Source organism: Chlorogloea sp. CCALA 695, from assembly GCF_003003885.1.
In the GTDB taxonomy this organism is placed as follows: Bacteria; Cyanobacteriota; Cyanobacteriia; order Cyanobacteriales; family Chroococcidiopsidaceae; genus Aliterella.
In genome coordinates this window covers 52,648-78,774 of sequence record NZ_PVWN01000018.1, presented here as the reverse complement: position 1 = coordinate 78,774, position 26,127 = coordinate 52,648, and the positions used below count along the sequence as shown (strand labels likewise).

Annotated in this window: 27 protein-coding genes and 3 pseudogenes; 14 read left to right on the top strand and 16 right to left on the bottom strand. The window is 41.3% G+C overall.

The annotated features are described in order from the left end of the window. Window positions 1–357: 357 nt before the first annotated feature. The 3 genes from C7B70_RS26985 to C7B70_RS11850 all read right to left on the bottom strand — a co-directional run bounded on the left by C7B70_RS26985 (window position 358) and on the right by C7B70_RS11850 (window position 2,523). Entirely contained in the window at window positions 358–507 is a 150-nt protein-coding gene (locus C7B70_RS26985; RefSeq protein WP_199192211.1) for a hypothetical protein, read from the bottom strand. Between the two features lie 255 nt (window positions 508–762). Further along, window positions 763–1,005: a transposase gene (locus C7B70_RS11855; RefSeq protein WP_106369255.1), complete on the bottom strand. Its 243-nt coding sequence runs from the start codon at window positions 1,003–1,005 to the stop codon at window positions 763–765. 231 nt (window positions 1,006–1,236) lie between these two features. Then, a complete protein-coding gene (locus C7B70_RS11850; RefSeq protein ID WP_106369254.1) occupies window positions 1,237–2,523 on the bottom strand; it encodes a pentapeptide repeat-containing protein in 1,287 nt (428 codons plus the stop codon). An 823-nt stretch (window positions 2,524–3,346) separates the two neighbouring features. Between C7B70_RS11850 and C7B70_RS27695 the strand changes: the two are divergent. The 7 genes and pseudogenes from C7B70_RS27695 to C7B70_RS11820 form a co-directional block, all read left to right on the top strand. Then, window positions 3,347–3,838, top strand: a pseudogene (locus C7B70_RS27695) (ISAs1 family transposase); the annotation flags it as partial. 50 nt (window positions 3,839–3,888) lie between these two features. Further along, window positions 3,889–4,098, top strand: a complete 210-nt coding sequence (locus C7B70_RS27690) for a hypothetical protein (protein ID WP_233220908.1) — start codon at window positions 3,889–3,891, stop codon at window positions 4,096–4,098. A 472-nt stretch (window positions 4,099–4,570) separates the two neighbouring features. Continuing rightward, window positions 4,571–5,452: a DUF2382 domain-containing protein gene (locus tag C7B70_RS11840; protein WP_106369252.1), complete on the top strand. Its 882-nt coding sequence runs from the start codon at window positions 4,571–4,573 to the stop codon at window positions 5,450–5,452. Window positions 5,453–5,663: 211 nt separating this feature from the next. Then, complete coding sequence (locus tag C7B70_RS11835) at window positions 5,664–6,188, top strand: hypothetical protein (protein ID WP_106369251.1); 525 nt, start codon at window positions 5,664–5,666, stop codon at window positions 6,186–6,188. Window positions 6,189–6,654: 466 nt separating this feature from the next. After that, on the top strand, window positions 6,655–7,311 hold the full coding sequence (locus C7B70_RS11830; RefSeq protein WP_146134031.1) for a hypothetical protein: 657 nt from the start codon (window positions 6,655–6,657) through the stop codon (window positions 7,309–7,311). A 149-nt stretch (window positions 7,312–7,460) separates the two neighbouring features. Continuing rightward, entirely contained in the window at window positions 7,461–7,886 is a 426-nt protein-coding gene (locus C7B70_RS11825; RefSeq protein WP_106369249.1) for a CAAD domain-containing protein, read from the top strand. Window positions 7,887–8,087: 201 nt separating this feature from the next. Further along, on the top strand, window positions 8,088–8,570 hold the full coding sequence (locus C7B70_RS11820; protein ID WP_199192210.1) for a DUF2382 domain-containing protein: 483 nt from the start codon (window positions 8,088–8,090) through the stop codon (window positions 8,568–8,570). 206 nt (window positions 8,571–8,776) lie between these two features. Here C7B70_RS11820 and C7B70_RS27685 read toward each other — a convergent pair whose 3' ends face one another. The 4 genes and pseudogenes from C7B70_RS27685 to ppk2 form a co-directional block, all read right to left on the bottom strand. Continuing rightward, the gene (locus tag C7B70_RS27685; protein WP_233220904.1) at window positions 8,777–8,938 is read right to left on the bottom strand and encodes a hypothetical protein; all 162 of its coding nucleotides are present in this window, start codon (window positions 8,936–8,938) and stop codon (window positions 8,777–8,779) included. 12 nt (window positions 8,939–8,950) lie between these two features. Further along, window positions 8,951–9,838, bottom strand: a pseudogene (locus tag C7B70_RS11815) (RNA-guided endonuclease InsQ/TnpB family protein); the annotation flags it as partial. Beyond that, window positions 9,831–10,079 (bottom strand): hypothetical protein, encoded by a 249-nt coding sequence (locus C7B70_RS27680; RefSeq protein WP_233220903.1) that lies wholly within the window; start codon window positions 10,077–10,079, stop codon window positions 9,831–9,833. The pseudogene C7B70_RS11815 and the gene C7B70_RS27680, both read right to left, overlap by 8 nt. Before the next feature lie 244 nt (window positions 10,080–10,323). Then, window positions 10,324–11,253, bottom strand: coding sequence for a polyphosphate kinase 2 (gene ppk2, locus C7B70_RS11810; RefSeq protein ID WP_106369248.1), 930 nt, complete (start codon window positions 11,251–11,253; stop codon window positions 10,324–10,326). A gap of 347 nt (window positions 11,254–11,600) precedes the next feature. Here ppk2 and C7B70_RS28735 point away from each other — a divergent pair. Both C7B70_RS28735 and C7B70_RS26975 read left to right on the top strand, forming a co-directional pair. Next, window positions 11,601–11,699, top strand: a pseudogene (locus tag C7B70_RS28735) (NifU N-terminal domain-containing protein); the annotation flags it as partial. Window positions 11,700–11,725: 26 nt separating this feature from the next. After that, window positions 11,726–11,905 (top strand): hypothetical protein, encoded by a 180-nt coding sequence (locus C7B70_RS26975; protein ID WP_199192209.1) that lies wholly within the window; start codon window positions 11,726–11,728, stop codon window positions 11,903–11,905. Window positions 11,906–12,117: 212 nt separating this feature from the next. Here C7B70_RS26975 and C7B70_RS11800 read toward each other — a convergent pair whose 3' ends face one another. Next, a complete protein-coding gene (locus C7B70_RS11800; protein WP_106369247.1) occupies window positions 12,118–12,876 on the bottom strand; it encodes a TIGR00297 family protein in 759 nt (252 codons plus the stop codon). 27 nt (window positions 12,877–12,903) lie between these two features. On the opposite strand from C7B70_RS11800, the gene C7B70_RS11795 reads away from it, so the two are divergent. Then, entirely contained in the window at window positions 12,904–13,338 is a 435-nt protein-coding gene (locus tag C7B70_RS11795) for a VOC family protein (protein ID WP_106369246.1), read from the top strand. A 4-nt stretch (window positions 13,339–13,342) separates the two neighbouring features. Here the strand turns inward: C7B70_RS11795 and C7B70_RS11790 are convergent, their stop codons facing one another. Then, window positions 13,343–13,927, bottom strand: a complete 585-nt coding sequence (locus C7B70_RS11790) for a triacylglycerol lipase (RefSeq protein WP_106369245.1) — start codon at window positions 13,925–13,927, stop codon at window positions 13,343–13,345. Window positions 13,928–14,375: 448 nt separating this feature from the next. Between C7B70_RS11790 and C7B70_RS11785 the strand changes: the two genes are divergently transcribed. Continuing rightward, window positions 14,376–15,014, top strand: coding sequence for a hypothetical protein (locus C7B70_RS11785; RefSeq protein ID WP_106369244.1), 639 nt, complete (start codon window positions 14,376–14,378; stop codon window positions 15,012–15,014). 21 nt (window positions 15,015–15,035) lie between these two features. Here the strand turns inward: C7B70_RS11785 and C7B70_RS11780 are convergent, their stop codons facing one another. The 6 genes from C7B70_RS11780 to C7B70_RS11755 form a co-directional block, all read right to left on the bottom strand. Continuing rightward, the gene (locus tag C7B70_RS11780; RefSeq protein WP_106369243.1) at window positions 15,036–16,124 is read right to left on the bottom strand and encodes a tetratricopeptide repeat protein; all 1,089 of its coding nucleotides are present in this window, start codon (window positions 16,122–16,124) and stop codon (window positions 15,036–15,038) included. 78 nt (window positions 16,125–16,202) lie between these two features. After that, complete coding sequence (locus C7B70_RS11775; RefSeq protein ID WP_106369242.1) at window positions 16,203–16,919, bottom strand: 16S rRNA (uracil(1498)-N(3))-methyltransferase; 717 nt, start codon at window positions 16,917–16,919, stop codon at window positions 16,203–16,205. Next, on the bottom strand, window positions 16,919–18,943 hold the full coding sequence (gene sir / locus C7B70_RS11770) for a sulfite reductase, ferredoxin dependent (protein WP_106369241.1): 2,025 nt from the start codon (window positions 18,941–18,943) through the stop codon (window positions 16,919–16,921). Before sir ends, C7B70_RS11775 begins: the two co-directional genes overlap by 1 nt. Before the next feature lie 209 nt (window positions 18,944–19,152). Further along, window positions 19,153–19,680 (bottom strand): outer membrane beta-barrel protein, encoded by a 528-nt coding sequence (locus C7B70_RS11765; protein WP_106369240.1) that lies wholly within the window; start codon window positions 19,678–19,680, stop codon window positions 19,153–19,155. Window positions 19,681–19,931: 251 nt separating this feature from the next. Continuing rightward, window positions 19,932–20,471, bottom strand: coding sequence for a GIY-YIG nuclease family protein (locus C7B70_RS11760; protein ID WP_199192215.1), 540 nt, complete (start codon window positions 20,469–20,471; stop codon window positions 19,932–19,934). Beyond that, on the bottom strand, window positions 20,458–20,790 hold the full coding sequence (locus C7B70_RS11755; RefSeq protein WP_106369238.1) for a hypothetical protein: 333 nt from the start codon (window positions 20,788–20,790) through the stop codon (window positions 20,458–20,460). Before C7B70_RS11755 ends, C7B70_RS11760 begins: the two co-directional genes overlap by 14 nt. Before the next feature lie 100 nt (window positions 20,791–20,890). On the opposite strand from C7B70_RS11755, the gene C7B70_RS11750 reads away from it, so the two are divergent. From C7B70_RS11750 to C7B70_RS11740, 3 genes are all read left to right on the top strand, one after another. Then, window positions 20,891–21,487, top strand: coding sequence for a cytochrome b/b6 domain-containing protein (locus C7B70_RS11750; RefSeq protein ID WP_106369237.1), 597 nt, complete (start codon window positions 20,891–20,893; stop codon window positions 21,485–21,487). A gap of 6 nt (window positions 21,488–21,493) precedes the next feature. Next, window positions 21,494–22,213 (top strand): molybdopterin-dependent oxidoreductase, encoded by a 720-nt coding sequence (locus C7B70_RS11745; RefSeq protein WP_106369236.1) that lies wholly within the window; start codon window positions 21,494–21,496, stop codon window positions 22,211–22,213. A 143-nt stretch (window positions 22,214–22,356) separates the two neighbouring features. Then, the gene (locus C7B70_RS11740) at window positions 22,357–22,566 is read left to right on the top strand and encodes a hypothetical protein (protein ID WP_199192208.1); all 210 of its coding nucleotides are present in this window, start codon (window positions 22,357–22,359) and stop codon (window positions 22,564–22,566) included. 69 nt (window positions 22,567–22,635) lie between these two features. On the opposite strand, the gene C7B70_RS11735 is transcribed toward C7B70_RS11740, so the two are convergent. Further along, window positions 22,636–25,995 (bottom strand): CHASE domain-containing protein, encoded by a 3,360-nt coding sequence (locus C7B70_RS11735; RefSeq protein ID WP_106369234.1) that lies wholly within the window; start codon window positions 25,993–25,995, stop codon window positions 22,636–22,638. Window positions 25,996–26,127 lie beyond the last annotated feature (132 nt).

The window sequence follows — 26,127 nt, the reverse complement described above, 5'->3', positions numbered from 1 at the left end:
TTACGCAGTTTTACTTACGCCTTAGCTGGTTATATATAGAGTTCCCAAATAAAGCAGTAATCTCACAGGGGGAAGTGGAATAGTTGCTAAAAAGTTTTTATTTTTCCAAATTAGTTTGAGTTATAGAACCCATTTGACATCTCTACGAAGCTGAAAGTCTCTTGACCATGAGCCTAATAAAGCAAAGATTGAGTTTCGTGGTCGCATTTGCGCTTGGTTCTCTCATGGTTCTTGACCAAAAATTTATAGCGCTCCATCCAAGCATTAGAACGCTTAATCACGCACCGAGCAATGGCTGGGACAAATCCAGACTTTCCTTGATCTGCCTTTTCTTGTCTAGACGGTTTTGTTGACAATTCAAACTTGATTTTCTTCATCACCTGCGGATACACCTGCTCTAATTCCTGCGTTAGATGCTCCTAGTGATAGCCATGATCCAACAAGATGGTGATCTTGGGAATGTTGACAGGTTTTGCCCGAAAGTAGTCGCACTTTGTGCGTCAACATCGAATAGCAACCCCGCATCATCGGAGAGATTTGCGATCGTACAGTGCGTGAAGAAGGGAAACCCTAAGGTATCGACTGCCAGATGTCGTTTAATGCCATTCGTTGCTTTGTAAAAGCAAAATCCTTAAGGGTTCCACACTAGCATTACAGGTGTTCTGTACCGCAACCGAAGTCAATGATGATTAGCGTTGTTGTCCACTTGGCTTTTTTTTCACTTGTTCTCGCACTTGTCCATGCAGCACGCTCATCAATTGCTCAATTGCCCCAGCTTCTCGCCACTGAATGCAAGTACCAGTAGACCGTGGAATAAGGCGGTAGGTCTTTGGGTAAATCTTCCCAGTTGCAGCCATTTTTCAGTTGATAGAAGATGCCATTGATGATGTCTCTTTTCATCCAGTTTGAGGGTCTCGTCCGCTTCTTTTGCGGTAATATCTCAATAATCAGTAACGGTTCAAGAACTTCCCATTCTGAGTCGCTTAAGCTGCTGGAGTATGGCATCAGTACTTCTTTAAATAGTACCAATGACCTTACTGCATCCTAGTAAAAGATGTCAAATGGGTTCTATGGTTCTTTACAGAGATATATATACTGTATCTTTACCTACTCAGGACTACCTTTTTCCCAAAGAGTTTTCTGTTTTTAACAGACTTTTGCAACACAATGGTAATTTTCGCCTTGGCTAAGAAATATATTGCTTACTAGATTACTTAACTAAAACAAAAAGTTTTATTATTTATGTTGGTTAGGTGAAGTATGGATCTCTGGCTGCTGCCCATCTGAAACAATTAAAGGCTTGTTAAATCCAACTACATTTTTCAAATTGGCATTTTTTAAGTTAGCACCACTTAGCTTTGCTCCATTTAAAGTAGCTTCCTGTAGATTGGCTGAACCTAAATTCGTCTTTGTTAGGTATGCCTGAGCCAGATTAGTTTTTGTCATGTCTGCCTGAGTCAAATTTGCCTCAGTAAGGTCTGCTCCTTGAAGATTAGCTCCTTGAAGATTAACGTTGCTGAAATTTGCTCGTGTCAAGCTTGACCTCTTTAGGTTAGAACCCTTCAAATTGGCATTGCTGAGATTTGCTTCGTTCAACAGTGCTGCACTAAGGTCTGACTGAATCAAATTAACATTACTTAGATTTGCCTTACTCAATTCTGCCGAGTGTAAATATGCTTTCTGCATATTAGCTGTACTCAGTTCTGCATTTGACAAGATAGCTGTGAGTAAATTAGCACCGCTCAAATTAGCACCGCTCAAATTAGCTCCATTAAGTTTTGCGGAAATCAGGTTTGCTTTGTTTAGATTTGCTTTGTTTAGGGTTGCCCTAACTAGAGATGCTGCTTGCAGATTGGCGTATTGCATATTTGCGTTGCTTAGATTTGCTTCACTTAAATTCACTCCCAGCAGATTAGCTCCCTGCAAGTTAGCATTCGTCAGGTCTGCGTTACTCAGCTTTACTCCCGCTAAATCTGCTTTACTCAGGTTTGCTTTAATTAAAATTGCCTGATTTAAATCTGTCGCATGTAGGTATGCTTCACTCAGGTTTGCCTCACTTAAGTCTGCCCCACGCAAATATGCTGTGATCAGATTTGCCTTGCTCAAATCAGCCTGACGGAGATTTGCTCTAGTATTAGTATTGCCCCCACTCCAATTGAATTGTGCAGCTGTAAGTTTTGCCCCTTTCAAATTAGTTTTACTTAGATTCGCTTGCCTTAAATCTGCCTGAGTTAAATCTACCTCGCTTAAATTTGCTTCACTCAGGTTTGCTGCTCGTAAATCTGCTCCTTGAAGATTGGCTTTCTTGAGGTTGGCATTACTTAAGTCAGCACCAGCTAAGTTACATCCTGGACATTGTTTAGTTTCTTGTAAGCGTTTAATATCCGCAGGGTTCGGGGAGTAGCTACTTGTTTGTTGCTGTTCAACTTGTGTAGCTTTTAAAGATTGTTTGTTAAGCTCCGATGAACAGGCTGAATTCATTGCGCTCATCAGCGTTACAGTAGCAAAAGCTCTCATTTTCATAGTTTTTATTACTTTTCACAAAAGTTGAATTTAATTCTCCACAGAATCAAGGCAAAAAAGTATGCCCTCTTGGTGTTGCGGAACCGCCTTAGGAATTGCTGTCATGATTCTTGTCTCGTCTCCCTAAGTCTTGCCGAATTGGGGGCTTAAGATTTTACCCTTTAAATCTGGAGGTTAGGGGAACAAAATCATACCTGAATTCAGCAATGCCAAACAGGTCATACGGTTTCAAGAGCCATCTCACTTCTTACCTCCATTGCTGCCATCAATCCCATCCTATCTTGATAAGCAAGCGTTTATAAACCCTTGCTACCTTTTTAAAACTCCTCTATTACCTTAGAGGTTAACGATACCGACTCATCAGCAGCTTAGTACCAGGGTCATCTTCCCGTATAAAAAGATACGGTAGGGTAAAGTAAAGCAAATAGGAACTCCAGAGAGTCAGATAATTGATGCCAGCATAGTGACCCATTTTGCCAGCTTAGAAGAAATACGTGATATCCGAGGAAAAGAGCATCTGCTGTTGGATATCATCAAAATTACCCTATGTGCGCAGTAATCAGTGGAGCAGAGAGCTAGGAGGATATGGCAGAGTACGGGAGAGTGAAACAAGACTGGTCACGTTTCTATCCCTACCCCGTGGGATTCCTGGCGCTGATACCTTCGGACGTGTATTGGCGCGCTTTGAACCAGACCAGATGTAAACCTGTTTTACGAGTTGGGTAAAGTCCATTAGCAAACTGTTAGGAGCCTTGCGTTGTAGGAATAGACGGTAAAACCTTACGTCATTCTGGTGAAAAGATATAGCAAAGTAGCAATTCCTATGGTCAGCACTTGGGCGAGTGCTAATCGTCTAGTGCTAAAAAGGCGCACAGTAAATGATAAATCGAACGTAACTACAGCGACTCCTGCGCTGCTAAAGGTTCTGGAAATCGCGGGATGTATCGTGACCATTGATGCAATAGGCTGTCACAAAGAAATCGCCAGTGCCATTATTAGGTGCAGTACGGACTATGTTTTGGCGCTCAAAGGAAATTAAGGTGGCTTGTTTGAAGATGTACAGTGGTTATTTCAGCAGGCTCAAACGTCTAAATTTAAGGATGTTGCCCACAGCTTTGCCCAGTCGATAGATAAAGGTCATGGACGAATTGAGATTCATCAATGTTGAACGCTGGCAAACTTAGACTATCTCACCCAAAAATCCCTATGGGCAGGACTTCAGACTGTTGTTATGGTACAAAGTGAGCGGCGCTGTAATAGTCAAATGACAACAGAAAATCGATTTTTTATTAGTAGTTTACCCAGGCAGGCAGCTCTGCTGATGAATGCCGTCCGAACCCATTGGTCAATTGAAAATTCCTTACATTGGGTACTGTACTGGATATCTCTTCTGATGAGGATGCCTACCGCCTTCGCCGTGCTTCGGCTGCTCAGAACATGGCTTTGCTCAGACATCTGGCGCAAAATCTTCTCTCTAAAGATTCCTCCTGCAAGCGCGGCATCGCTGCCAAACGCAAAAAAGCAGCCTGGGAGCAGACCTATCTCATCAAGCTTTTAACTCAATGCTTTTTATAGTGAACCTCACCAACTATCGTTGTTATCTGCTGCTAGGCTTATGTATGGGCAAGAACCGTTTCATAATAACTGTTTAAACAGTTGCTTCTCTGGCTGACTACAACTTTATCTTGGATGCTCTGTTTGTTCAAACATTTTTTAAATTGGTATAACGCGTTCTTCTTTCCGTTTGTTGCTGAGATGAAGTTATCAAAACCTACCATGCTTCCTTTAATCATTTGACTTAAAGTAAATATAATCTTTTACTTTAGACCGATGGCTTTCCCCCCAAGTTTAGATCCTATCTTTAGGAATAGGTGCTATGTAAGACGTGGGTAGGCAAAACCTTTGCCTAATAAAGCATTTAGAGAATTATTTTTATTGTATAAGAGTAGAAAGGAATCTAACTTGAGAGAGAGGAAACATACTATATGAACACATTAGTTTTAAGTAGAAGTGATGCAAATACTTTACACAAGTAGGAAACACAGCTATGCCACTCCATCTAATAAAAGACTTTGACCCTGACTATCTCAACCATTTTGAAAATCAATCTCTTCTAGGGTATGACCTCTATTCTGGAAATGAAAAAGTTGGCTCTATTGATAATTTGTTAGTGGACGATAACGGTAAATTCCGTTACTTGATTGTTAGTACAGGCATCTGGATTTTTGGCAAAAAGGTTTTGCTACCAATCGGTCGCGCCCAGATCAACAACAATGAGCGTCGTGTCTATGTAAACGGTTTAACTCGTTCCCAGGCGGAACAATTGCCTCAGTATCAAGATGGCATGAGTGTTGACTACGAGCAAGAAGAGCAAGTTAGATCTGTGTATCGTCCATTGGCAACAGCTTCCTTAGACGCTTCGGCTCCTTTGGATACCGCAGCCGTGGCTTATAATCGTGACACTTACGGTTACGAGCATGAACCGGCTCTGTATGACTTGAATGAGCAGAATCATCAAAACCTTAAGCTCTATGAAGAGCGGCTAATTGCGAACAAAACCCGTCAAAAGACTGGAGAAGTGGCAATTGGTAAGCGGGTAGAAACAGAAACAGCAAAGGTTTCAATGCCAATCGAAAAAGAGCGCGTAGTTATTGAGCGTACAACTCCGAGTAATGCTGGAGCTACCGTTACCCCTGGCACTGATGCTTTTGGTGAGGATAAAGTTGCGCGCATAGAAGTGTATGAAGAAACACCCGACATCCGCAAGGAAGCCTTTGTCCGTGAAGAAGTGAGCGTCAGAAAAGAAGTTGACCAAGAAACCGTTCAAGCAGAAGAAATGCTGCGACGCGAAGAGCTAGATGTAAATACAGAAGGTCGTCCCGTAGTGGATAAAGGAACTGACTCACGTTCTAGCAAGAAATCTAAGTAATCTCAAGAATACTAAATGCTGAGTGAACCGTAACAATCAGAATTTTTCAGGTAGAGCTAATTTTGGCTCTGCCTGAACCAGAACTTAAGACCTAATATCAGGAAAGCGATGCTGGTCTTCAAGCATTACTAGATGAAAAACAAGTACATTAAGAGAAAAGTCTTTTCACTTTGGCTCTTAAGCGTTAAAAGTTCGAGTTTAGAAATCTGATATGAATCTCTTACAACTGCGTCCTGAAAATTGTTCGGCTTTCGGACGGCTTGTTTTACATTACCTTGAAACGAATCCGCAGACCAACATGAGCCAGCTTGCCAAACAAGTTAGAATATCGCGGGCAGGACTAGGCTGGATTTGCCTTAAACGAAGCGGTCCAGACGAAGAAACTGTAAAAAGAATTGCTCCTGTAATTGGCTCTGACCTGACAAAAATTGCTCGTCTCGTCCACGAAAATAAGCTGGAGAATTTGGCAGAACTTGGCGGATTGCTCTACTTCACTCGGTTAGATAGACGGCTAGTAACAAGACCAATTCCTATAGAAGACGCGATCGCTGGACTTAATTCATTATTCCATGCTTTTCACTATGTTATTAGAAGTGTTCCTGAAATAGAGAAACCCAGCGACTTCCAGATTTACAAGCAAGCCTACGAAATTGTGAAGACACAGTTTTTAAAAGGCAGCAAGACATCCCGCAAGAAGAATTCATCTTCTGCTCAAGTGTCGGGAAAAGATGAGTAGAAAATAAAATAGATTAATCCGCCTATGCTAGGAGAAACGTCTGCACTAGGTTAAACGATGTCTTTGCTATTTTTTAACACGTCAACTCTGTGTAGTGAAAATCTTACGGTTTTGGACGAGCGGCAGATACAATTTAGCAGTGTTAAATGAAGGATAAATGAAGAAATTAAGACCAGAATGCTACTGCCTTCTTATTAAAAAGCTTTGCAGATAATAGCAGAAATAGAGTAAAAAAACGATAGAAATAGGTCATGAAAATAGTGGAACTCAATCCATATAGTTTTTAGGAAGCCTCAATACGTTAAAACTCTAAGCTTAAAATTATATCTTCATGAAATCAATTTTTCTTTTTTAAGAAAGGCTACGATGGCTACTGAAAAGAGAAATCGTTGCGACTGATTAAGATTCAAGATTGAGTTTAAAAACTCTTTGCTTTCAAAATGTTTACCCTACAATTTTTACAGCAATGTTTTCCATATTTTTGTTCTCCGTATTCCTCAGTATCTATATGTGGCTGTACTATAAGCCAAACAACACCTCTAACCAGCATTACCACTATGGAAGTGCAGATATAGCTGCAACAACACCCTCTCAAACAACACCCAGAACACCTAACGCCGAAGCTTCCTTGCCAGTAGCTAAATTGCCGCCAAATCAGGACAAAGCAACTGTCCAGATTGTTGATAAGCGTACACCTATACCGAGCCATTCATTATTGGTCATTGCTGAAGAAAAACCGACGGTCAAGACTGAATCAGCAGCAATTCAAGATACTTCCTCAAAGTCTGAACTTGCAAAAGCTGTAGAGGATTCGCTTCCAAAAGAACATCCTCAAGCTGGAGAAGAAACGTTAGTTCAAACCTCCGAATTAGAGCTAGATGTTGATACGGATCTTGAGCCTGCTTTGACAGAAGAAGAAGCAATCTCGCTAGCTATCGAAACGGCTTTGGCTAAGAACACCATGATGGAGGTGTCTACAGGGGAGCTTGAAGATAGTGTCCCTGAGTTGATACGCCCCAAGCCACCGAACCCTGAACTTGTAGAAGCTGCTGTGCGCGATGCTGAAGAAAAACTTGAGGACTTCTCGCCTCCAGAAATTGCCGATGATGTTTCTCAAGTCTGACTCTAACTCAAGAGAAAAAAATGATAAAGAGATGGAATATTCATAATAAGAAAATTGGTGGAGCCAAATAACAAATTTGCCAGAATAACATTGAAATATTGCTTGATTAACAGTTCTAAATTTCCTATCAAAAATACAACACAGAAATTATGGAATCCCAACAGCAACAATTGAAATATACTGAACCCACCACTTCAGAGGTAGTAAAAACAGCAGAGCAAGCAAGCTTGACAGAGCTTCCACCTGCTGTTAAATTTAACCAGCAATTGCGGCGGGTTGGAACACAAACTTCTACTTTTTTGGTGCAACTGCCGGATTACATAGGTGGACTGTTTAATGACTACAAACAGCCAATTGTCACCGTTGCATTGATTGCGGTCACCTTCATTACTCTTAAGGTAGTTTTAGGAGTAATTGATGCTTTAAACGATATTCCCCTGCTAATACCGACATTTGAGTTAATTGGTATTAGTTATTTAGTCTGGTTTAGTATCCGCTATCTAATCAGGGCATCAAATCGACAAGAGTTGTCTAAGGTTCTTCAATCCCTTAAAGCACAAGTGCTTGGTAGCTAACCTCTCAATCCTAAAGTACCCATTTAGGATTAAAGCCAGAAGGACGGATAAGCACATAGTAAGTGTGTGGTTTCACTAGCGGTTAAATGAATAATTTTTAAACTGTTGAACCCGTTAGTTTATAGAAGTTGCTTACCTAAAAAACCCTCAAACAATAGTTCATTTTTTTACAGATTTAATTGAAAGTAGGAGAAAAACAAAGTGTATATTAGCGATAAAGAGAAACGCCAAATCATGGAAGAATTAGCACAAGGTAATCCGGAAATGCTAATTCAGGAATCGAGTCCAAGTCTCTGGCAGGGTGAACAAAGGCTTAACAATGACACTCGTACCTCTGAATATGGTACGTCAATGCCTAACTCTAAATTATATAATACGAAAGAAAAACCGGAAAACGATCGCGCTCTTTTATCTGAGGACACTTTAAAAATATTGTCACAAGATATCGTTCGCTTGGTAGAAGAACGATTGGTAGTCAACCGTCGCAAGCGTAAAATTGGTGAGGTAGTCGTCCGTAAAGAAATCGAAACCCGGATAATTCAAGTCCCAGTCCGGTACGAAAAACTAATTGTTGAGCAAATAAGCCCAGAACGCAAACAACTTGTAGAAATTAATTTAGGGCAAACAGAAGATACTGAAATTGAACTAACGGAAGTTACAAATTTACATCCGGAAATTACCTAATAGCAGCAGACACTTTTTATGGGTTCGGTAATATTCGTGACTTGTTAATCTTTTAATTATTACTCATATACCGAACCCTCAATTTCATCAATGCTGAGGGTGCAACCACAAGGTTTTATGGTCACGTGTCAGTTTGACATACTCCCCGCCGTGAACGGTCGGGGATTCTAATTCTTGGTTCACGGAAGTCCACTTACTATATCAGATTACTCATCAATAGTATTGGTGGTCTTCTCCCCAAGCTTTCCATCTTTCGATGCGGATTCTTCTTGCCCAGAAGTACCGTTGCGCTGCCACTCAACCCCTAATACTTTCATGCCTTTAGTTAGGATGTTAATCGCCGCGTTTGTATCGCGGCAAATCTCCACTCCACAAGATGCGCAACAATGAGTTCTGGTACTGAGTGCGAAAGCGGCCGGAGGAAGGACTCCCCCCGGCGCGTTTCGCGACTTTTTCACTCTATGACCACAAGACGAGAAATCTTGAGATGTGTAGTTTGGCGAAACTGCCACTACTGCTTTATCCCAGATTTTCCTGTAGTAGTCTAACCATTGAGTGAATTGATACTGGCCCGCGTCAGAAATAGACTTAGCTAGGTGATAATTTCTAACCATGTTTGCAATTTTCAAATCCTCGTAGACAACCACATCGCATTTGTGGACTACGCACCGAGCTTGTTTTATTGCCCAGTCTTTACGCTGCCTAGTGATTTTTAGATGAACTCTACCCAGTCGTTTCCGTGCCTTATGGTAGTTGTTTGATTGAGGCTTCTTACCCTTTTCAAACTTCTTACTAACCCTTCTTTGAGCCTTCTTAAGCCTGCGCTCCGACTTTCTCAAGAACTGGGGGTAGACCACTGCGTTATCGTTTTGGTCTTTGGTGAAGTATTTTAACCCCAAATCCAAGCCGACAACGGAACCCGTAAAAACCCCTTCTTCCTTACGGTCAGCATCAAAACAGAACTGAGCATAATACCCGTCGGCTTTATTAACTACCCGAACGCGGTTTATTTTAAGTCGAAATAAGTCTTCCCGCGTTTGACTGTTGCAGTATATGGATAATGAACCAATGCCAAACCCATCAGTGAAAGCAATGCTCTTACAATCATCTAACAGCTTCCAGCCTGAGACTTTATACTCTACTGAACGACAATGTTTTTTAAACTTGGGATACCCCTTTTTTTTCTCTCTTGAAAAGCTCTGTGTCGGGAAACCCGCCCCACAGACTTTCCGCTCCTGCTTTTTGCAACGATTATAGAAACTAGATATGGATGCCCAAGCTCTTTCGGCACTGGCGATCAGGCGCTGCGGAGTTTAGCTTTAATGCAAAAGCAAACTCTTTAGCTAAGTCTTTGCACAGTTTGTACAAGTCAGCTTTACCAACCTTTCGATTGTCCATCCAATACCGAACCGCCTTATTTCTAATAAATTGGGCAGTCCGAATTGCGTCATCAAAAAGTTGATATTGCTCCTTAGTTCCGTTTACTAGCTTGGCTTCTCTTACTATCATATTTATATTTTATTACACATCATTACAGATAAAATAATATAATATTAATATAAAGCCGTGCTGAAGCGACGGGGCTTTAAACTCATTTTTCCGGTAATACTGCAATGAGCGTGATTATGCATAGTGTAGTGCCGGAGGCGATCGCGCATTTAGTTCTAGGGGATAGTTAAAAGTGATACTATTTCGTCTCTATGCTCTGCCCTGCTTAACAATATGCGCGATCGCGCTCCAATATTCATATCACTCAATATACTTGAGGGATAAAGAACTGCTCATTGCGAGGGGCGCGAACATAGTCTTCAGATAGAGGTCTAGGCGGAAGCTCTAGAGGAGGAGGTGTCATATCTTCGTAGGGAATTTTGCTCAGTAAATGATGAAGGCAATTGAGCCTAGAGCGTTTTTTATCATCCGCCTCAATCGTAAACCAGGGCGCTTCGGGAATATTTGTCCGCGCAAACATGGCATCTTTGGCTTTGGAGTATTCCATCCAATGATTGCGCGATTCTAAATCCATTGGACTGAGTTTCCAACGTCTTGCTGGATCGTGACTGCGGGATAAAAAACGCCGCTCTTGCTCGTCATCACTGACCGAAAACCAATATTTAAGTAAAATAATCCCCGAACCAACTAACATTCGTTCAAATTCCGGGCAAGATTCCATGAATTCCCTATACTCAGCGTCAGTACAAAAGCCCATGATTCGCTCAACTCCGGCTCGGTTGTACCAACTGCGGTCAAATAAGACAATTTCACCAGCCGAGGGTAGGTGTGCCACGTAGCGCTGAAAATACCACTGAGTTTTCTCGCGGTCGGAGGGAGTGCCTAGAGCTACAATGCGGCAACCACGAGGGTTAAGTGGTTCGGCAATACGTTTAATCACGCCTCCTTTTCCCGCAGCATCTCGACCTTCAAAAATCACCACAACTCGATAACCAACGTGCTTAAGCCAGTATTGCATTTTGACCAATTCAACCTGGAGTTGCTGTAGTTCAGTCTCGTAAATTTTCTTGGGAATTTTCTTGGCAAAAATTTCGGTACTACCATCAAAAATCTTTTTTGATTTCTTAAGTTTTTTCTTGTCTTGTGCCTTTAATAGTTTCTCTGCTAAATCTGGAGACAGTGGAACTAAACCATTATTTTTTAGTTCTTCTCCTTTAATTTCATCGGTTGACATATGCAATTACTCTCTATATATTTAATTGGCTAACTTAAGCTTACTTACCAAGTGAGAATCAAGTCTGTATAACATACGTCAGATGAACATCGGGAAATGTCACATAAAGACGGTTCTGGAAATCTTGCCCAATTATAATAAGCTACGATCAACGGTAAATGCCACTCGTTCTGAAATTGAATTTACTACTGGCTGTTTGATATAGATACATTAAGAAGGAGGCTATGCAACTTCGCTCCATTGAAACTACCCCTAGTCGTCACTGTATCAAGCTTAATCTTAATGAAGTAATTAGCGCCAAAGCCTTAACCCTATAACAAGGCCCAACGAAGCCGAAGACCCCTGTTGCCCAACAGTTACTCGCTATTGAATCGGTGCAATCTGTCTTTTTATTTCAGGATTTCATTACTCTCACGCGCAAAACGCAGATTGGCAGCCTATTTTAGCTAAAGCTGCGGATATCATTGGGTTGGTGGCGGATGCGGATAAAACGTTACTTTTTCAAGTTTCGTTACCTTCAGTAACAACGAGCGCTAATTTAACTAACGGGCAACTTGCCTCTAATTTCGGTTCTGTTGATGTGGCTGTACAAATGTTTCGCGCAATTGGGATTCAAGTCCGAGCAATTTCTGCCGACGGTCAACAAGAATGAAATCGCTGGGTTGGTTGCTGACGAAATTGTTAATCTCATTGACGAAGACGAATTAACCCGAATTGAAACCGCCGCGATTTCTAATTACTCTGAAACTGAGCAAGTTTTTGTTACTGACTGACAACAAGCTTTTTTAACCCAGCTACGTTACCCAAACTGGAAACATCGACGTGAAGCCCTCCAACAGATATATTTAAGGCTGTTGACAATTTTTACGGTAGCGATCGCCAAGCTAAAGCCAGTAACACCGCCGCCGAAGCTCCGATTAATGTATTAAAAATATTGACTACTTCATTAGTTAGCCAATCTACCTTTGCTTGCAACGTTGCGCCAATCACGCTTTCTATGTTGGTGGCGATAAAGGCGGCTATTACACAAAAAATTAACCCTGATACGTCAATTAAACCTACTCCCCAACCAATAAATGCGATCGCAATTGAACCAACTATTCCCGCTAGTGTCCCTTCTAAACTAACGGCTCCCTCAGTTCCTCTTGGTACGGCTTGCAAGGTTGTTATTAAATAAGTCCGCTTTCCGTAAGCTTTCCCTACTTCACTAGCGCAAGTATCTGATAGTTTGGTACTAAAACTTGCGACATAACCTAGTAGTAACAATGGTGTAATTGATTTTGCCCCTAATACTACTCCCACTGCACATAGAGCCGCCGTCAGCGCCGAACCCCAGACATTTTCTGGGCCTCTCGCCCCCGATCGCTTTTCGGCAATTCCTTCAGCTTCTTTTTGCGCCAAACCAATGCGCGTAACGCCCGAACCAACTAAAAAGTAAAATAAAACAACCATATATCCCTGCCAACCTAAACTACCCCAAATTAGTACCCCTAATATCCAGGCGTGAAATAACCCAGCGTTTGTGAGGAGTTTTTTGGGAGCAATCAGAGCAATAGTTAGCAAAACTGTGTTCAATACCACAGCAATTATCCAAGGATTTAGCGCATAAATTGGAGATAGCATTAGTTATCAGCCTGTAAATTTTGAGCCGTGAATCAAACTTTATTCCATCTTGCCTTTCCTGTCACCGATATTGCCCAAACAAAAGCCTTTTATGTCGATGGGTTGGGTTGCATTCCTGGACGAGAAACTCATCATGCTTTAATTCTTAATTTATACGGTCATCAATTGGTAGCTCACAAAACTCAAGATGTCCTTGCACCCCAAAAAGCTATTTATCCCCGACACTTTGGCTTGGTTTTTACCTCGGAGCAAGACTTTGAAAAGTTGCTAGAAAAGTCGCGCGACTTTCAACTGCTTTTTCGAGAAGAACCCAAGCACCGCTTTACAAACTCACCGTTAGAGCATCGTACCTTTTTTTTAGAAGATCCTTTTTACAATTTGCTGGAGTTTAAATACTATCGTTATCCTGCGGCAATTTTTGGTAGTCATGATTACGCCCAAGTTGGCGATCGCGCTAACTAAGCTATTATTCCTCTAAAGCTTCAGCAACTATACTCAGACATCTTGCGTCTGTTACCATCCAATCATGACGCAATACTGGCAGAGAAACATTTCTCCCTACAGGTAGTTGCGAACTATTGGCTGGCACAATTATTAAATCGTAAGGTGTCCAAATTGATGTAAAGTTGAGGCGCTCTAGCATCTCTACATCTCGCTCTAAATCTTGCAAAAAGGCGCTATTGGGTCGCATTTGCACGCAGCCTGGACGCTGGGAAAACTGCGCTATCCAAGTTCCTTGATGGGGAGACGCTATAGTAATAAAGCTTTTCACTCGTTCTATTCCCCCCAACCTTTGGATGTAATAGCGGCTAACAATTCCCCCCATACTAAAACCAATTACACTTAGCTTTTCTTCAGGGGCAAAAGTTGCGCTTACATAATCTGCTACCTGTTTGGCTAATTTGTCAAGAGGCAATTTACCATTGCTTGGCAGCAAATCGAGATCGTATACTGTCCAACCAAGCTTTATTAAACTTGGAGCCATTGTTTGAAAAATTGCCCTCGTATCATTCAATCCATGAACTAATAGTACGCATTCACGATTTCTCAAACTTGTCGTCCTATCCTTTTAAATAACTAATTTCTAATTACTACTTGAAAAACGAGGATTTAGTTAAGGTACTGGGCTAGCAGTTATTTCAACTTTAACTCAGGGCAATTTATACCTCTTTGTTAAATATATGTGACTATTTACTAAGTAATTTCCCATCTTGTTATTTTAAGCGATTAAGTATAAATGCTTAGTTATATTTTTGTATAAGTTTTGTTAACAATTGTCTAATAATCTTGCAACAAGGGACGTTAAAAAATCATAATTGGTTTTGGCTGAGTGCAAGTTGCAGTTAACCTAAGAAGCAATTTGATAACAACTAGAAATTGCTAATAACAAGTAGATTGCTCAAATAAAAAAAAACCATGTTCAAAAAGCTGATACTTTTTGCATAAAAAAAGATTTTGTTGTGACTTTAATTCATTGCTGAAAAATAGGAGAGATTATAATGATTGATAATTCTAAAAAAATATTGACGGGAACATTATCTTTTTTTGTCGGGTTGCTTGCAGGTAAAAAAGCCCAAACTGATAAACAAGTAAAGCCCTCGGTCGCTAAACCAAAAAAACGTAGCGGCTATTTCATGGAGCTTGATGAATCGGAAGATGCTAACTTGTTAACGCAACCAGTAGCCGCCGTAAAACAAGCTGTAGAAAAAACTAAAAATGCTACCGTTGAAGCAGCAAAGCAAGTAGCAGAAACAGTAAAAACATCCGAGCCAGTAGCCGCCGCCAAACAATCTGTAGAAAAAGCTAAAACATCCGAGCCAGTAACCGCCGCCAAACAATCTGTAGAAAAAGCTAAAACCTCTGAATCTGGGCAAAAAGTAGCAGCAACTGCCGAGCCTGTAGCTACTAAAAAGAGTAAAGTTGAGTTAGTGCAAACAGCAGAAGGGTTGAAAGCAGAACCAGCAAAACCGAGCATTTCTATAGCAGCAAGCAGCAATGGGCAAAACAAAACTGAAACAACTTTTGCGCCCAAGTATCTTAACCCAGCTAATAGTTCGACTAGCCGTCGTCGCCCTGGAGCAAATATGACTAACTTCCTTGATATGGCAAATCAGGTAAAAAAACAAGCTAAAGATTAGTTAGAGTTAAGGGGAGAAAAGTTATTTCTCCTCTATTTTATTAGCAGCTTTAATCGAGACTAGAGTGCTGTACAGGGTAAACGCCGAATCCCAACTAGATTGAGTGCGGCGCAAAAGATGAATATGAGAAGGAATGCGCTTCAATAGTTCGATTTGGTCGATTATAGTTTCCGCAAAAGGAGAAAAATCAGACCAAATTGGGGTAGATGGTAGTTGAAGGGAGAGAAAATCGAGCAGGCTATTCCAGCTAATTCTAATGGTTGAGCGATCGCATTTATCGATCTTTGTAACGCCTTCTTGGTATTGGTAGCTATGATCGTGGATACGCAAAATACAACCTCGACTAGGCAGAAGTAAATCGCAAAAGTGGGCGTAGTCTTGAGTTTTGGTTTTGCGCTGAAGTTTTCCCCGCACGTCTCGATCTACTACTTGTTCAAAAATAGGTAATAATCCTAAAGTGCGATCGCTTACTTCCGACCAATTAAAAGTCATAGCGCCCCTTTGACCTTGTTCGTTTTGGCAAATGACGGTAGCTTGAGGTTCGGCGTATTGTATATAGCTGACCTGGAAAACGCGGATTTGGTTAATTTCTGTCAGAGTTGCCCAAATACAAGGAATACCCGCAGCGCAGAGTTGCTGACCTAAAAATTTTAATTCACCAATCGCCCCGCTTTTATAAAACCGCCAACCGCGACTAGGAAGCTGTAGCCGTGCGGCGTAGGGTTCGATTTGCATAATTTGAGCAAAGTTTTGAGCCGCTACAGTTTTGCTTTCACTAGCTATGGCTTCTAAAACTAATACCCCTAATTGATTATTATGGGGCTGCGTAGTAGCTTGAGCAATCCCCCGTTGCCCAAGTTCGGAAATTAGGGTTTCTAGGCGGTGTAAACTTTGACGTGTTCGAGCTAAAAGTTTTGTATTAGTAACGTCTTTTAGGAGTTTTCGATAGACATTTTGGGCGGCTTCTAGTTCGCCTAGCTCCTCATACAGTCTTCCCGCGTAAAATTGTACCCAAGGATTGTCAGGGGATGTTTGTAATAAGGGTTGCAATAGTTGGGCGACGGCTCCGTAATCTTGGCGTTCAAAAGCAGCGATAACATCATCAAACATAACGATGAAAATAGTTATAAAAAATCTAAAATCCCAGTTTACTAGCTCAATATAACTAATTGGTGCTGTGGCGCTTAATTATTTGTCCGTTTCAAAAGCCGCCGCCACAATAGACAAAGCAACTATTGGCGCGGTAACTGCTCTTAAAATACGGCTTCCTAAAGAAAATTTTTGAAACCCCAACTCCATCGCTTTGTCAATTTCTGCCCCTGTCCAGCCTCCTTCACAGCCAATAGCGATCGCAATTTCCCCACTTTGTCCAGAATTAATTGCGTCTAGTAAATGGGGATGTTCGCCCCGCGCTACGCACAAATAACGATAATTAGCGCTAATGGTGCTAATCGCGGAACTAAAAGCCACAGGCTCTAAAATAGCTGGGATAATTGCCCTTTCCGATTGTTCCGCCGCTTCAGTGGCAATTCGCCGCCACCTTTCTAGTTTTTGGGGACTGGGATTAAGAATAGTGCGATCGCCTATTACGGGCATAATTGTTGTTACACCTAGTTCTGTACAGCAACGGACTACTTCATCAAAGCCATTTCCTTTTGGTAAAGCGGCAATTAAAGTAATGGCTATAGGTAATTCGCTTGTAACTTCTAGCGGCTCTAAAATTCGCCCTTGTTGGGCTTCTAGCGCCGCCAGCCACGAATTACCCTGACCATCCATAGCAATAAAAGACTCGCCCTCTTTCAGCCGTAAAACATGGCTGAGATAGTGCAGTTGTTCTCGTTTTAGCAAAATTTGTTTGTCTTGCAACTGAGAAAATGCGATCGCAAGTCTTTGTAATTGTGCCATTAATCAGATTTCAAGTAAGCCTCAATTGCCGCATTAGCAATTTGAGTCATCGATTTACCTTGGCTAGTAGCGGCGGCTTTTAGCTGGAGGTAAATATCATCACTTAAGCTGAGGCGACGGCGTAATTTATTTTTAGCTGTAGTAGTGTTGCCAATAGCGACTAATTGCCCGTTAGAATCATCGGTAACGGCAGAATCTGCCATTGCTTCGACTAAGCCATCACTATCATCGGTGGAGTAAGCTTCAACGACGTTTTCTACTTCGTAATTGGCGGCAAATTCACGGATTGCATCAAAGCCCAGGCGATCGCAAAAACAACCAAAACTTTCGTTTTCTTGCTTTTCTTGTTTAAAATAAGCAAAAATTGGCTTTAATTGCGTTTCCAGATCGTTAATGTGCATCCGTTCCATATAGGGAACTGCTAACCGTGTTTGACTTGGCGAACCACCTAACCAAACTTGATAAGACTCTGTAGCACTCCCCACAAAGCCTAATTCTGCTAAATACGGACGAGCGCAACCATTAGGACAACCAGTCATTCTGACTACAAAATGCTCGTTTTCTAAACCTACTTGTTCAAGTAATGTTTCAATCCGCTTGAGAACACTAGGCATAACTCGCTCGGATTCAGTGATTGCTAATCCGCACGTAGGCATAGCTGGGCAAGCCATAGAGTAGCGTACTAGAGCATTAATAGCCTGGGGGTCAGTTTGTACGCCACAACGAGTCAAAATGTCTTGAATCGCCTGCTTTTGACTTGGCTCGATATCGTAGAAAATTATATTGTGGTGGGCGGTAAGACGAATTGGTAAATTAAATTGCTGGACAATTTCACGTAATGCTGTCCGTAATTGCAAAGAGCCTTCATCTTTGACTCGTCCATTTTCTACCGATATACCTACAAATAGCTTACCGTCTCCTTGTTCTTGCCAGCCGAGGAAATCTTCATACTTAAATTCTGGTAAAGCTTGGAAGGGAGCAAGTTTTTTACCGAAGTATTCCTCAACTTTGGCGCGGAATTTGTCAACGCCCCAATCGTTCATCAAGTATTTTAAACGGGCGTGGCGGCGGTCAGTGCGATCGCTATAATCTCTTTGAGTAGCGACAATTGCCTTAATTAGCTCATAAACGTCCTCTTTGGCTACATAGCAAATCTCGTCAGCCATGCGTGCAAAGGTTTCTTCTTTGTTGTGAGTTCTCCCCAATCCTCCACCAGCAAAGACATTAAAACCTAGTAACTCTTGCTTTTCGCCCGTAATAACTACCAAACTCAAGTCTTGAGAATACAAATCAATAGAATTATCCCCTGGTACAGTTACCGAACACTTAAACTTACGGGGCATATAGTATGTACCGTAAATTGGTTCGGGGTTATCGTGAATAATTGTACCTGTACCGTTGCTTTGACGAGCGGCGACTACTTCGGGGTTTTCTTCGGCGCTAACTGCTTTTTCGCCATCGAGCCAAATTTCGTAATATGCGCCCGTTTGCGGTGTTAGTAACTGAGCAATATTATCCGCGTATTCCCAAGCGTATTGATAGGCTGGTTGATTTTTAAAGGGAGCGGGGGGAGCCATGACATTGCGGTTGACATCGCCACACGCGCCCAAAGTCGAACCCATACTTTTTATTATGGCTGCGATCGCACTTTTGAGATTTTTCTTTAAAATCCCGTGCATCTGAAAGCCTTGTCTAGTTGTAACTCTAAGCGTCTGATTGCCGTATTCTTGGGCTAACCTATCTAGAGTTAAATACAGTTCGGGAGGTACAAAACCTGCGGGGTTGCGGGTTCTCAGCATAAATTGATAATCTTTTTCTTGTCCCTTGACGCGATTATCGCGGTTATCTTGCTGATAAGAGCCGTGAAACTTGAGTATTTGGATTGCGTCTTCGGAAAAATGCGTTGTATCTTGTTTTAGTTCAGTAGCTACAGGCTCACGCAAAAAATTACTACGTTCTTTTAAGCCTTCAACTTTAGAAGGTTTACGCGACGCAGTAGGAGTAGAAATAGAGGACTTTACCATTGCACTTGATTAGGGGAGATTTTAAGACTACAACGTTCACCGCCGCACCAGTAGAATTACAAACACCCCAATCGGCTGTTCAATCTCCGGTAAATCCGTCGGTATTATGAGGAATACCTTGATTTTAACACGATAAAAAGTTGGGGTTTGCCTCCTTTATGACCAAACAACCCAACTTTAATTTAATTGAACCTTACCAAACCTAAAAATTAGAACCGATAAGCTGCACCAACTTGGAAACTTACCGCCGAGGCTGGGCTATTTTCATAAGCTTTTATACCTAATTTGGCATCGGTGTAAAACATGATGTTTTTGGTTAGTTCCTTTTCTAAGCCAGTAGTCAGCACAACGGAATCTTTGTTACCTAAAGGTGTTGGTTTACCATTTGCTTCTACAAAAGAGTAGCCTGCACCTACATAGGCATTGGCTTTATTAGTAATAGGAACATCGTAGGAAATCATTGGCATAATCGCACTAGTTTCATCACTAAATAGAATTGCTCCCCGCGCTGAAATTGGTGTATTAGGAATTGCGAAACGCCCTTGAATATTACCGCCGAATGTTGCCGCATCTCCAGTTTGTCCACCATTAGTAACCCCGGTAGAAATTCCTGCGCCTAAGTAACTGGCTCTAGTGCCTGAAGGCTTTGCTGATACTGACTGGGCGGATAATACTGGAACAATTAATAAAGCAGATAACGCGGCAAGCTTGACAGATTGTTTAAGAGATGATTTCATAAGTGTTAGTGTTTTTACTTTCATATTTTTATAGTCGAATAACTGCTTAAAAAGTTTCCGATGTTGTTAAAAGGTTTTTACAGAAAACAGATTTTTGTTAACATTTTTATAAAGATAAATTGGAAGTTAATAGACTGTTTTTAAAGTGGCACAACAAAATTGTTAACTGTTTGAATATTTACTAAAAAGCAGTTAGCCCAGGGTTTAAATCCTAGGCTAATAAGGGAATATAGAGGTAGCTTTAAATATTTCTACTGCTTTAAATCGAGTAAACCTTTTTCTTTAAGTTTAGGATTGAAACGTATTGGCATTTTTAAGCCGCGATCGCTCAATTGTGCTAATATCTGTTGCTCTACTCGACGAGCAATATTTTTGAGCAATTTATCTTGAATTAATCCGTCACCCGCCTTGTAACTACTTTGTTCTTCCACCGTCATTGTGAGAGTGGCATCAATGGGATCTGTCCACTGTGCGGATTCTGATGCTAGGCTGGCGGGACTCGCACTATTTTCGCTTATCCAAGCATCTTTAATAGATTCTAAAATAGTTCGGCTGGGGCGATCGCTTAAGTGAACTTTAAGCCAGTAACATTTTGTTGCTTGGCGAACTATATGCTGTTTGAGGCTAAGATCGACATCTCGGGAATAACCCACGTATTGCAACACTTTATCTTTGTCAAAAATGGCGTAAACTCCGACTTTTCCTGAAAATTGTGCAGGTAATTGACCGTCTTCATCTAAATACGGGATATATTCTAAACTAACAAGGCTAGGAGTATCAGTTGTCATGATCTAATCGGCGGTAAATTGCACAAAGGCGACTGGGTTTAAAGATTTTTGCCTGAAACATAAAGTTAGGCGGGACGTTGATAATAATATAATTTGCGTCGGCGTGGTACTTTTCAAACTCTGCTGGCATTCCTTTAGGTGTCGCCGTAGTATAAGGTACAGGCTGAAACAACAACTCGGTAAACTCTACAGTTTTGCCCTCTATTTGCGCCGATAGTTGGCTAAGGAAAGATTCACCACGTAATAAGCTAAACAAAGCCGCCTGGGCAACAGGCGCAAGGGTAAAACTACTATCAAAGTGTTCGATGATTTTGAGCGGCATTTTTTTTAGTAAGACTTCGCACGTTGTAACTATTTTACAATTGAGGGAGGCGATCGCACTTTTGAGACAATATTAAATTATTTCTAGTTAACTAAAATCTATGGATTCTTCTATTTCTCCCTTTCTGCGCCCCATACATCAAGCTTTATTTGCTAAGGTATTTCATTGGGTTAACCTAGTTAGCCTGCTGTTAATGATGACAAGTGGTATACAAATTTACAACGCTAATCCGGTATTTGGTGGGCGCGATGGGTTGCAGATTCCCCCAATATTTGCCCTCGGTGGTTGGCTGGCGGGGGGTAGACACTGGCATTTTGCCGCTATGTGGTTGTTTGCCCTTAATTTATTGTTTTACGGGGTTTATATTGCCATAACTCGACGCTGGAAGCACAGATTTGTTAGCGGCAAAGATGTTAAAGCTTTGCAAGTAAGTAATAATCAAAAAAGAAAAAACTACGCTTGGCATCGGTTGGCGTATACAGCAATTATTCCTATTTTGCTCTTAGCTGTATTTAGTGGTGCGGGTATGTATAAGCCTGCTCAATTTTACTGGATTGTGGACTGTTTTGGCGATTGGCAAGCCTTACGGATTGTGCATTTTAGCACTGTACCGATAGTAATTATGTTTGCTGTAGTTCATTCTCTTTTAGGGCTAAAAGTTGGCGGTTCGCGTTTACAAGAATCAATGTTTTGGTAGTATATTATGGAACCGATGCAACGCGATCGCCTATTATTACGTCGTCGTTTTTTACAGTTATCAGGTTTTTCTAGCCTTAGCTTGTTATTAAGTGGGTGTGGAATCAGATTATTTGAAGAAGTTGTTGGACAAGCTTTTGAACCGCTAAATCAAAGATTAGAAGAATTATTATTAAATCCCCAGCAGCCTGTACCAGAATTTAGTATTAGTGCTATTGAACCTGACGCTTTAATTATTAATAGTTATAGGTTTACGCCAAAAATTGACACAGTAAAATTTAGGTTATTAGTTGAAGGCGATGTTGATAATCCTTTAAGTTTGAGCATGGCAGATATTCAACAAATGCCCCATACATCAATGATAATTCGTCATGTCTGCGTTGAAGGATGGGCGGCAATTGTCCAATGGGGCGGGTTACAATTGCGAGATATTGTTGTGCTTGCTAAACCTAAATCAAACGTCCGCTACATCTATTTTGAATCGGCGGATGGCTATTACGAAAGTTGGGATATAGCTTCGGCTTTGCATCCTCAAACCTTGATGGCTTATGAAAAAAATGGTCAACCTTTGCCCGTCGAAAATGGTGCGCCTTTGCGTTTGGCATCGCCAATTAAACTTGGATATAAACAAAGTAAATGGGTGACACGCATAGTTTTAGTTGAGAAGTTATTACCGATTAAAGGTTATTGGGAAGACCAAGGGTATGAATGGTTTGCAGGGCTGTAATTTAAGAAAATGGTAATTGGTAATTGGTAATTGGTAATGATTTTAATGAACAATTCCTAATGCGGTATGAATGAGGAGGAGATAAAGAAAAATTATCATACTTTCAGCAACGCCGAAAAATTTAACTATTAGGTAAAAAAATAATGCAATCTACAGAAGATTTCCAACAGCAAGTATTAAATAGATTTGACAAACTAGATAGGGAAATTCAAGCTTTAGAAATAAAGCAGTTAGAGAGCAACACTAGAATAGATGCTTATCAAAAAGCGTCTAATCAAGTAGTAAATCTTGCTTTTGCTTTAATTTCTGCTGCTACAGTTACAGTTATCGTTTCTGCCGTGTTGCAAAGGTAGCAGCAGTCTATCAAGTGAAAGATTCAACCCCTAACGAGCATCAAGCCAACGAAGACGATTTTATATAGCTTATACATTTCTTCCGGCTAAACGAGCGATCGCAACCGCTAATTCTGCGGCATCTATCGGCTTGGGGACGTGCAACTGAAACCCTGCAAGTAAAGCTTTTTTGCGATCTTCGGCTCTAGCGTAAGCCGTCAAAGCAAGAGCAGGAACTTTCCCCCCTTGTGCTGGCGTAAGCGCCCGGACTTTCCGAATTAGTGTATAGCCATCAACTCCTGGCATTCCGATATCGCTTACCAATACATGAGGCTGAAATTGACTAATTTCTATCAATGCTTCTTGAGCGGTAGCTACAGCTTTTATTTCGGCTCCATACTCTAGCAATACCGCACTAACTACCTCTCGCGCATCTACTTCATCATCTACAACTAATACTCGTAAATTCTCTAGGGACGGTAAACAAAAAATTGGTTCTTCAGTAGCAACTACAGGCATTTGTAGCGGTACTTCTTTTACCGTATTTACTACCGAGCTAATAGGCAAAGTTACTATAAAAGTCGATCCTTTGTCCATCCCTTCACTTTCGGCTTTTACTGTTCCGCCATGAAGTTCAATTAAATGACGGACAATTGCTAAACCTAGTCCCAAACCGCCATAGGTTCTTGTCGTTGTCCCATCTTCTTGGCGAAAACGCTCAAATACATAAGGTAAAAAGTCTGGACTAATACCTTGTCCGCTATCTTTGATACTAATTTGGACGCGAGAATTATGGACTTCTAATCGCACTTCAACTCGTCCGCCTTTGGGCGTAAATTTGACGGCATTAGATAACAGATTCCATAAAACTTGTTGCAGGCGGCTAGAATCTCCTTGGACTCGATTAATTTCTGGTGCTACATAAAACTCTAAGCGAATATTTTTTGCTTGGGCTGCACTTTGAACTGTCTCAAGGGCGGATTCTACAATTGGTTGCAGTGATATACAAGCGAAATCTAAGCGGATTTTTCCAGTAATAATCCGCGATACATCTAAAATATCTTCAATTAATTGCTGTAAAGACTTGGTATTGCGATCTATAGTTTCTAAAGCTTTAGCCGTAGTAGTTTCATTAAACTTACGAGTCCGCAACAATTGAATCCAGCCTACCATTGCATTTAAAGGGGTACGAAGCTCGTGGGAAAGGGTCGCTAAAAACTCATCTTTCATCCGATTTGCAGCTTCGGCGGTAGCACGGGCAGTTTGTTCGCTCTCTAAGAGTCGTTCGCGTTCTATTTCGGCGGCTTTGCGTGTCGTAATATCATGAGATGCAGCATACATCAATCCTTCCTCCACTACAGGAAACACTGTCCAAGCTAACCAGCGATAGGAACCATCTTTGCACTGGTAGCGATTCTCAAAATACTTAGTAGGCTCGCCTATAGCCAATTTGTCTACTTCGTTTATTGTTACGGTTACGTCTTCAGAATGAACAAAATCAAGAAATGGTTTGGCAAGTATTTCTGCTGAAGTATAACCGAGGATTTTTTCAAAGGCTGGATTTATGCGTTTAAAATAACCATCAAACCCACAGATACACAGCAAGTCGAGGGATAAGGTAAAAAAGCGATCGCGTTCGATCTCCGCATATTTGCGATCGCTAATGTCCATGGTAATTCCGACTAACCCTGCAACTTCTCCTTGGGAGTTAAAGTAAGGAGATTTGTAAGTTATTACCCACATTGTCTTACCATCAGCGCCCGTTACAGGTTCTTCTATGCTGCGTTTGGGTTGGCCCGATGTCATAACTTCGCGGTCGTCATGATAAAATGCTGTTGCTTGGTCTTGGGGAAAGAAATTATTATCAGTTTTACCAATAATTTCCGCAACTGGTTTATTAATAATTTCCGCACCCCGGCGGTTGATCGCAATATATTTTGCTTCCAAGTCTTTGTAAAAAACTACGGCGGGAACAGAATCTAATAATACTTCTTGCTCGATAGCTTTTTGTTTTAGCGTGTCTTGGAGTAATTTGCGGTCGCTTATTTCTTTAATTATTCCTAATAACCGTATTGCTTTACCTTCCTCATTGCGATAAACACTACCTGTTATCCAAATCCAATGAATGCTTCGGTCGTCCCAAAATACTCTACATTCAAAATTCAAATTTTCATTGGTAGCTAAAGTGTGTTGAAACTGGCGATCAACGTCTTGGCGATCGTCAGGATGGACGCGCTCTAAAAACATTTCGTAGCTCCACTCTGGGAGCAAAGTATTGTGACCAAATATGCGATCGTGCTGAAGATTTCGCCGGGTGGCTTGGGTTGCAAGGTCAAAATCCCAATCGCCTAATTGTGCCGCATCTAGAGCAAATCTTAACCGAGTGCTGCTTTTTCGGAGTTCTTCAGAAGATTTCTCCGCAGTGTCACGGGCGATAACTAGGCTTCGCGTTGCGCCAAATAGAATAAGTGCGATCGCAATGCCCACAAACCCAATATAAGGTACAAGTCTAGTTTCAGAACTTAATTCAAATTCTGGACGGGAACTCAATACAATGCTCCAAGTGCGCCCAGCAATATCGATAGTTGATTGTTGCTGAAAAAATGGTTTGTAATTAGGGTTATTTGCGGCAATTTGAGAATTGTGCAGCAAATTTTCTGGGGTAATATCTTTCCCCTCGTAGATTGCAAAGTCGATTCCTGGATGCTTGTCATCTCCAAAAATCCCTTGAATTAAATCGTTGGCGCGAAACGGACTATAAACAAAACCTAGTAAGTCTCTTTGTCTTTGGGCTACAGTGTCGGGTATTGTGCCATTGCGGTAAACGGGAATATAAAGTAGAAAACCTGCTTGTTTTTGCTGCTCAATTTCCTGTACTAGAGTGACTTTTCCTGAAGCGGCGGGTGTGCCAGTATCACGGGCGCGAATCATCGCAGCTTGGCGCACTTTTTCAGAGAACATATCGTAGCCAATTGCCTCCTTATTGCGTCGATCCAACGGTTCTAAATAGATAATTGAGTGATACTCGTTACGGGCAAAATCTGGACGAATATTAAAGTTTTTTAGTCCTTGTTGTTGCAAATCGGCGACTAAGGCGGCTCTTTCTCCTGGCTGCACCTTTACCGAAAAGCCTATTCCTTGTACGCCTGGATAACGCTCTTTTAATCTCAATCTGTCAACGAAAGCCGCAAACTCCGAGCGGGTAATGCGATCGCTTGCTGCAAATAAACCGCTACTAGCCCGTAGCAAGGTAATATAAGTTTCAAACTGAGCTTGAATATCCTGCTTTGCGCGATCAGCAGTATTTTCAAAGCGTAATTTATCATTTGCTTTAGCTGTTACTGACACATAAGACGTAGTTGCACCAGTAAATAGAAGCGCGATCGCTAACACAAAATACGGAATCCACGCTCTATGAGATTTAATGCTTTTTAGGGGATCTAGTTTCATCGAAATGGGCGCGTAGAACTGTAGAATTGCATGAGCAGCTAGTTAAACAATTTCCCCAAAACCTAATTGAGAGGGATCGCTAACTAATTATTGTCTCCTTAAAAAATCCCCCCTGAGTATACTTTCAACTAG